The following is a 6,755-nucleotide window of genomic DNA, read 5'->3' as shown; positions in this document are numbered from 1 at the left end:
CGGCCGCGACATCGACCACCGCACCCGCAGGACCACCGTCCACATCGAGATCAGCACGTTGCCAAACCCGTCAGAGGGCTAACCGAACGGCATTGCCCCTAGGGCCTGTTGCGAAAGTGCTGACCGTGCCGCACAACGATGTCTGATTACCGCGAGCAAGATGCGTCGTTGCTGATCATGCTGGCGGCATGACGATGTCATCCACTACAGACTCAGTGACAGTGCTCACCGGCATGTATGCAGCTGAGGCGGAGTACCTGGCGGCCGGAGGCCCTGGCGAGGCTTCGTTCGACTTGCTCGCCCCCTTCTTCGCGCCGAATGTCGAGCTACATCAAGCGGATGCTCTGCCATACGGAGGTACTTGGCGTGGGCACAACGGAATGACGCAGTTCTTCCTTGCGATGGGGCAGGTCTGGGAGACGTTCGACATGGTGGAGCAGGAGTTTCTCGCCACCGGTGAGACTGCGGTCGTGCTCACTCAGGTCCGTGCTCGCGTTCGTGCGACTGGCCGTGAACTCAGCTTCCCCATCCTGCAGACGATCACGGTCAAGGACGGGCAGATCACCGAGGTCCGTCCGTTCTACTGGGACACTCAAGCTATCGTGGGCGCCTGCGCCGCGTCCGCGCCGACAGACTGAGAACGCCCGCAAACCCGCTGGTCACAACCACTCGTTAAGGACTGCGACCAATACAGTCGCCTCGTAGCGGACGGCAAGTTTTTCGTACCTTGTCGCCACGGCCCTGTGGCGCTTGAGACGGTTGATTCCGCACTCCACGGCATGCCGCTCACGGTAGTCGGTTTTGTCGAACTTCGGTGGCCGGCCACCCCGAGAGCCGAGCTTCTGGCGGTTGCGGACCCGGTCCGAGGGCACTGGGATCGTCGCCTTGATCCCGCGTCTGCGCAGGTAGGCCCGGTTGCTACGGGAGTCGTACGCCTTGTCGGCACGCACTCGGTACGGGCGCTTGCGCGGCCGTCCTAGGCCCAACCGTGGGACCCGGATTGCTTCCAGGACCGGCTCGAACTGCGGGGAATCACCCCGCTGACCGGCCGTGATCACCACCGCCAGGGGCTTCTGCCCTTGCTCGACCGCCAGGTGGATTTTGCTAGTCAACCCACCTCTGGACCGACCGAGTCCGTGGTCGGCCGGCTCGACGGCAATGCCGCCGGGCGGCTCCTTCGGGTGATCCCCCCTTTTCACCGCCCCGGCGGCGTGCTGGTGGGCCCGGCAGACCGTGGAGTCGACGTTCGCCTCCCAGATGATCAGGCCTTTCGCGTCGGCCTCAGCCTGGAGTTGGGTGACGATCCGGGCCCAGGTACCACCGCGCTGCCAGCGCCGGAACAGGTCATAGGCCCGGTCCCACGGGCCGTAACGCTCGGGCACGTCCCGCCACGGGGCGCCGGTCCGCGTCCGCCACCGTATGCCGTCGATCAGCTGTCGCCGCGTCCAGACCGGCGGACGGCCCGACTTGATACCCGAAGGCAACAACAGCTCCAGCCGGGCCCACTGGCCGTTCGTCAGATCCCCACGTCCCACAGGACGTGATCATCCACGGCCAAGATTCACTTTCGCAACAGGCCCTAGACGGACGGCGGCGTCCATCAGCAGGCGACCCACGCCGCGCCGCTGAGCGGTGCCCGCCACAACCACGTTCTCCACGAACAGGATGGCCCGGCCGCCCCGGGTGAGGTTCGGCATGACCAGGCAGTCCGCCGTGCCGACAGGTGCGTCGCCGGCATCGGCCACCAGGACCGTGCGTCCGCGTTGCCGCGAGATCTCCTCCCACACGTCATGTGCGATCCCCTGGGCCAACGGGGCATCGTCCGGGTTCAGTTCCCTGTACAGGGCCAGCAGCGCAGGCAGGTCGTTCTCTACCGCCGTCCGCACAGTGATCTTCATGCGCCGAGCTTACGGCCCGGTCCGCGACCGGGGTGCCGGCCCGGCCCGTAACCGTCAGGTGAGCCGCGAGCCCTGCGCTCGCCTCCCCCTCCGCACATCAGTCGCTAAAGTTCCGCCCATCGGACGGGGGGTCCGGCTCCTGTGTCGCGCCATCGTGTGGCATGCGTCGTCCCTCCCGCTACCGTGCCGGAAATCCGGCGTCGTACGCATCCGCGGGCCGGCCCGCACAGCACTTAAGGAACAACGATGTCCCAGTCCCACGCCAGTCGCAGGACCGTCCTCGCCACCCTCGTGGCCGCAGCCGCGGGTGGCCCGCTCCTGACCGGCCTCGCCGCGACTCCGGCCGCCGCTGCCGGCGGTGACACGTACACCTCGAACTCGGACCTGTACACGAAGGCGGTCGAGGGCCAGGACTTCGCCCGCCGGTTCAAGCGGCACGAGGCCTTCGACAACGACAAGGCCACCACCCCGCTTCCCCGTCTGACCAGTGTGCTGGCCATCCACGGCGGCGGAATCGAAATGGGCACGTCCGAACTCTGCCTGGGCATAGCGGGTTACCGGCCCGACACCCTCGCACCCGTCACGGCGGGCGCCCCGGTGCACGACTACTGGATGCTCGAGGGCATGCGCACTTCCAACAACGGCGAGCTGCACGTCACCGCGTCGCACTGCGACGACCCGGTCGCCCGGTCCATGGCCGCGTCCAGCGCCAACGTCCTCAGCCTGCACGGCTGCACGGCGGCTCAGGCCGGTGCGCCCTCGGGCCGGCCCGAGGCGGTCGTGGTCGGCGGTCTCAACACCCGTTTCCGCCAGTTGCTGTCAACGAAGCTGAGCGACGCGGGCTTCCAGGTGCTCAAGGGCGACCCGGACGACATCAACGGCGACCTGCCGGAGAACATCTGCAACCGCACTCTGACGGGCGAAGGCGGCGGCCAGCTGGAGATCACCACCGAACTCCGTCAGAGCCTGTTCGGGAACTTCTCCGGTGCGAGCAACCGTGCGGCCACCACCAACGCGGACTTCTGGAAGTTCACCAACGCCTGCCGTGACGCGATCGCGGCGATGGAGACCGAACAGCGGGCGCGCAAGAGCCTCTTCGTCTACTGACAAAGGTCTCCTCGTCTACTGAGAAGAAGCCACGGGTGAACCGTCCTGATCCTTCCCCGCGGCCGGGGAAGGATCAGGACCCGCAGCAGCTCACCCACAACGCTGCGCCGGTCATCGCGACCGCCGAGGGCCGTTGGCCCCGGCCTCGGCCCCGCGAGGAAGCGGCCTTCCTGCGCAGGCGTCAGCCGACTCGGCCGGCCCGCACGGCCTCGGGGCTCATCCGAGTGTCGAACCCGGTCTCGGGGTCGATGATCCGGCCCTGCACCCACCAGTTCTCCGCAGCGGTTTCCAGAACAGTCATCAGAACGTCCTCGCGGCGCATCCCCGTGGCGGACGTGACACGGTCGGCGATGGCCTCGAACAGCGCCGCCTTCTGCGCCGGGGGCCGGTGATTGAACGTCATACGGATGAATACGGAGTCGACGCTGCGCTCGACACCGGCGAACGTCGGCGCCTGCAGGATGTCATCGGGCTCCATGTCGTGCACGACATGGAAGAGGTCGTCCTCCGGTATCTGGAACACCTCCCGCATCGACTCGTGGACGGCCGCGGAGACGGCCTTGCGGAATCCCGGCGTCTTGCCTTTGCGCAGGTAGATCTCGACGAACGGCATGGCAGCGCTCCTTGGCTGGGGGGGAGTTCGTGTCCGCGCGGTTCGGCGCGGCCGGCACGGGCAACGCTAGGCGGCCCCCATCCATGCGGCCAGCGAGACTCTGGCATGGTGGGTATGCATGAACGTCATGGAGCCCTCGGTGACCGGCCTGCGGGTCCTGCGTGAGATCGGCGAGCGCGGCAGCTTCACGGCCGCCGCCACGGAACTCGGTTACACGCAGTCCGCCGTCTCACGGCAGGTCGCCGCCCTCGAGCGTGCCGCCGGGGTGAAGCTGTTCGACCGCCGTCCCGGCGGGGTGACCCTCACAGCGCCGGGCCGGACCCTGCTGCGGCACGCAGTCGTCGCACTGGACGCGCTCTCCGCGGCCGAACGCGAGCTGAAGGGACTGGCGCCCGAACGCGGCGTCGTGCGGCTCGGCTCCTTCCCCACCGCCGGGGCGCTCATCGTGCCGCGCGCGCTCGCCGCGATGCGTCGCACGCAGCCCGGCATCCGTGTCACGACACGCGAGGCGACGACCCCGGTACTCGTGCGCGCGCTGCGGGCGGGCACGATCGATGTGGCCGTCCTCGCGGTCCGGCCGCCCTATCGGGCCCTGGACGACCGGACTCCGCGCCTGCAGTGCGAGACCCTCATGACGACAGAACTCCTGCTCGCGGTGCCGGCCGACAGCGCTCTGGGCAGCCGAGCCGAGGTGGACCTCGAGGAACTGGCCGATCAGGACTGGATCGCCGGTGCCTCCAACCCCGCCGAGCCGATGATGGGCGTCTGGCCAGGTCTGCCCGGCCGACCGCGCATCACCCATACCGCCCGCGACTGGCTGACGAAACTGCATCTGGTTGCGGCGGGCTGCGGCATCACCACCCTGCCGCCGGGGCTGGCCGACGCGGTTCCTCCGGGCGTGCACCTGGTCGAGGTCCGCGGAGGCCCGCCTGAACACCGACGAGTCGTGGCGGCCCGGCTTCCTGGCCCGCGCCCGCCGGCTCTCGCCCAGATCGTCCAGGCCCTGCACCGTGAAGCGGCACGTCTCGCTGTCTGAGAAGTCCCGGGACGAACCGGGCCGGGCTGCGATGTCCCTGCCTCCGACCGTCGCCGGGACGGGGCGCGGAGCGGGCGCCGGTCCGGACCGGACCGGGCCGGGCCGGCGCGCCCGGAACTCCATGACGGACCGAGCCGTTGGGCGCGGATCTCGCCCGCGATCTCGGCGTGCATGTCAGTGTGGCGCCATGACCATTGACGTTCGCCCGGCATCGGACTTCGAGGATGTCCGTGCGCTCCTCGGCCCGAAGTCCCCCGACGCCAACGTTTGCTGGTGCCTGAGCTACCGGATCCCGTCCAGGCTCAACAACGAACTGCGCGGTCCGGCGCGCGGTGAGTACGTCTCAGAGTTGTGCCACGGGCGGCCCCCGCCCGGGGTCCTCGCCCACGACGGCGACGAGCCGGTCGGCTGGGCCGCCGTGGCGCCGCGCTCCGACACCGCGTTCGCGCGCAGCCGCAGGATTCCGAACGTCGACGATCTGCCGGTCTGGTCCCTGTGGTGCATCCGCGTGCGCCCGGGCCATCGGAAGAAGGGGATCTCGCATGCCCTCATCGCCGGCGCCGTCGATTTCACCCGTGCCAACGGCGCGCCGGCGATCGAGGCCTACCCGCTCGACAGCGGTGATGCCAAGGTCGACCTGACGATGGCGTACGCCGGAATCCGGAAGAACTTCGAGCGCGCCGGGTTCACCCGTGCCGCCGACACCACGTCCGTACTGGCCGGGCATCCCCGGGTTCTGATGCGCCTCGACCTGCGCTGACCCCCGGCCGTACGGACCTTGCGCTCACCGTCGGCGCAGCTCGCCGAACCACCTCACGATCGCCGTCGTTGCCGCGACATTGGATCCCAGGTGACGTGACTCCTGGTAGTCGACTTCGCCGACATCGACGACCGGGGCATCCACGCCCTTCCGGGCCAGAGCCGCCCGGCAGTGCTCCGTGTTCTCCGTGGTGGCCTCCTCGTCCCCCGTCGCCATGTAGAGCCGGATCGGGGCACGGGGCTTCCAGTCGGTGCACACGGCGTCAGTCGTACGCAGCGCCGCGGCCATCGCCCCGGTCGGGTGCGCGAGCAGCGCGCGGCCGTGTTCCGTCAGCAGGTCGTCCAGGGAGTCCGGCGTCCCCTGCATCAGGTCCAGACCCGTGTGGGCCCCGTCGAAGCGCTGCTCGACGGTGGCGTCGTAGGGGTACTCGAAGACCTCGCCGGGCCGGTCGTAGATGTGGTGCAGCCGGTTGAACGCGACCAGTGTGTACGCCGCGTACACGACACTGGGCTTCGCCTTCAGCCTGCCCTCGACCAGTGCGGGCAACTCCGCACCGCCGAAGTCGTACGCCCCGCTGACCGGGGCCAGTGCGCCCAGCCTGAACCAGCGGTCCTCCCCCGCCTCCAGGGCACGTCCCAGCCCGAGGGCGGCCGAGGCTCCTTGCGAGAAGCCGGTGACCAGGACCTCGCGATCCAGAACATGGCCGGTGCGGGGCGCGAAGGCACGGGCCGCCCGCAGCATGTCCAGAGAGGCTGTGGTCTCGGAACCGATGTCCATCCACGGGTGCAGGCCGGGGCCCTTGCCCAGCCCCAGGTAGTCGGGCGCGACCGCCGCGGCACCGGCCGCAGCGTGCGCGATCGCCGGCGCCGAGTGGAACACACCCCGCCGCATGGACGGGGAGTCGTCCTTGTGGGCGCCGGTGCCGTGCGCGAAGGAGACCGCCTGCAGATGACGTCCCGCGTCGAGCGGCAGTGCGAACAGGCCGCTGGCCGTGGTGGGCCGTCCGTGCGCGTCGACGGTCCGGTAGATCAGCCGGTACGCCACCACTGCGTACCGGACCGTGTCGTCCGCGAACCCGGCCGCGCGCAGCTCGGCCGCCGCCGCTTGCGGGCTCGCGAGCGTGTACAACTTCTCCGCGGAGACCAGCGTCCCCCGGCCGGACTCCTCGTGCCGCGTACGCTCCTGGGCGGCGGCGACAGCCGGAGTGGTCACGCCCGCGACGACCGGACCGCTCAGTAGCAGACCGCAGCAGAATGCTGCCACGTGCGCGCGCCGACGTACTCGGTGGCGGGTCACGCGATGCGACGATGTGGCGGCCGTGTTGGCCATGAGATCTCCCAA

At 69.5% G+C, this 6,755-nt stretch carries 8 protein-coding genes; 4 read left to right on the top strand and 4 right to left on the bottom strand.

Going from position 1 to position 6,755, the window contains the following annotated elements:
* Nucleotides 1-188: 188 nt before the first annotated feature.
* A complete protein-coding gene (locus ACIBJG_RS31360; protein WP_399312615.1) occupies nt 189-638 on the top strand; it encodes a nuclear transport factor 2 family protein in 450 nt (149 codons plus the stop codon).
* A gap of 21 nt (nt 639-659) precedes the next feature.
* On the opposite strand, the gene ACIBJG_RS31355 is transcribed toward ACIBJG_RS31360, so the two are convergent.
* Together ACIBJG_RS31355 and ACIBJG_RS31350 are read right to left on the bottom strand one after the other, a co-directional pair.
* Complete coding sequence (locus tag ACIBJG_RS31355; protein ID WP_399312613.1) at nt 660-1,535, bottom strand: IS5 family transposase; 876 nt, start codon at nt 1,533-1,535, stop codon at nt 660-662.
* Nucleotides 1,536-1,544: 9 nt separating this feature from the next.
* On the bottom strand, nt 1,545-1,898 hold the full coding sequence (locus tag ACIBJG_RS31350) for a GNAT family N-acetyltransferase (RefSeq protein WP_399312611.1): 354 nt from the start codon (nt 1,896-1,898) through the stop codon (nt 1,545-1,547).
* Nucleotides 1,899-2,144: 246 nt separating this feature from the next.
* Between ACIBJG_RS31350 and ACIBJG_RS31345 the strand changes: the two genes are divergently transcribed.
* The gene (locus ACIBJG_RS31345; RefSeq protein ID WP_399312610.1) at nt 2,145-3,005 is read left to right on the top strand and encodes a poly-gamma-glutamate hydrolase family protein; all 861 of its coding nucleotides are present in this window, start codon (nt 2,145-2,147) and stop codon (nt 3,003-3,005) included.
* Nucleotides 3,006-3,186: 181 nt separating this feature from the next.
* Here the strand turns inward: ACIBJG_RS31345 and ACIBJG_RS31340 are convergent, their stop codons facing one another.
* Entirely contained in the window at nt 3,187-3,618 is a 432-nt protein-coding gene (locus tag ACIBJG_RS31340; RefSeq protein ID WP_399312609.1) for a tautomerase family protein, read from the bottom strand.
* 127 nt (nt 3,619-3,745) lie between these two features.
* Here ACIBJG_RS31340 and ACIBJG_RS31335 point away from each other — a divergent pair, with 127 nt between their 5' ends.
* Nucleotides 3,746-4,654 (top strand): LysR family transcriptional regulator, encoded by a 909-nt coding sequence (locus ACIBJG_RS31335; RefSeq protein ID WP_399312628.1) that lies wholly within the window; start codon nt 3,746-3,748, stop codon nt 4,652-4,654.
* Between the two features lie 187 nt (nt 4,655-4,841).
* Entirely contained in the window at nt 4,842-5,414 is a 573-nt protein-coding gene (locus tag ACIBJG_RS31330; protein WP_399312608.1) for a GNAT family N-acetyltransferase, read from the top strand.
* Between the two features lie 24 nt (nt 5,415-5,438).
* Here ACIBJG_RS31330 and ACIBJG_RS31325 read toward each other — a convergent pair whose 3' ends face one another.
* Nucleotides 5,439-6,626, bottom strand: a complete 1,188-nt coding sequence (locus ACIBJG_RS31325; protein WP_399312606.1) for a lipase — start codon at nt 6,624-6,626, stop codon at nt 5,439-5,441.
* Nucleotides 6,627-6,755: the final 129 nt, after the last annotated feature.

The sequence above is a fragment of the Streptomyces sp. NPDC050422 genome, from assembly GCF_044458665.1.
Lineage (GTDB): Bacteria > Actinomycetota > Actinomycetes > Streptomycetales > Streptomycetaceae > Streptomyces.
This window is presented reverse-complemented; position numbering and strand designations above follow the sequence as displayed.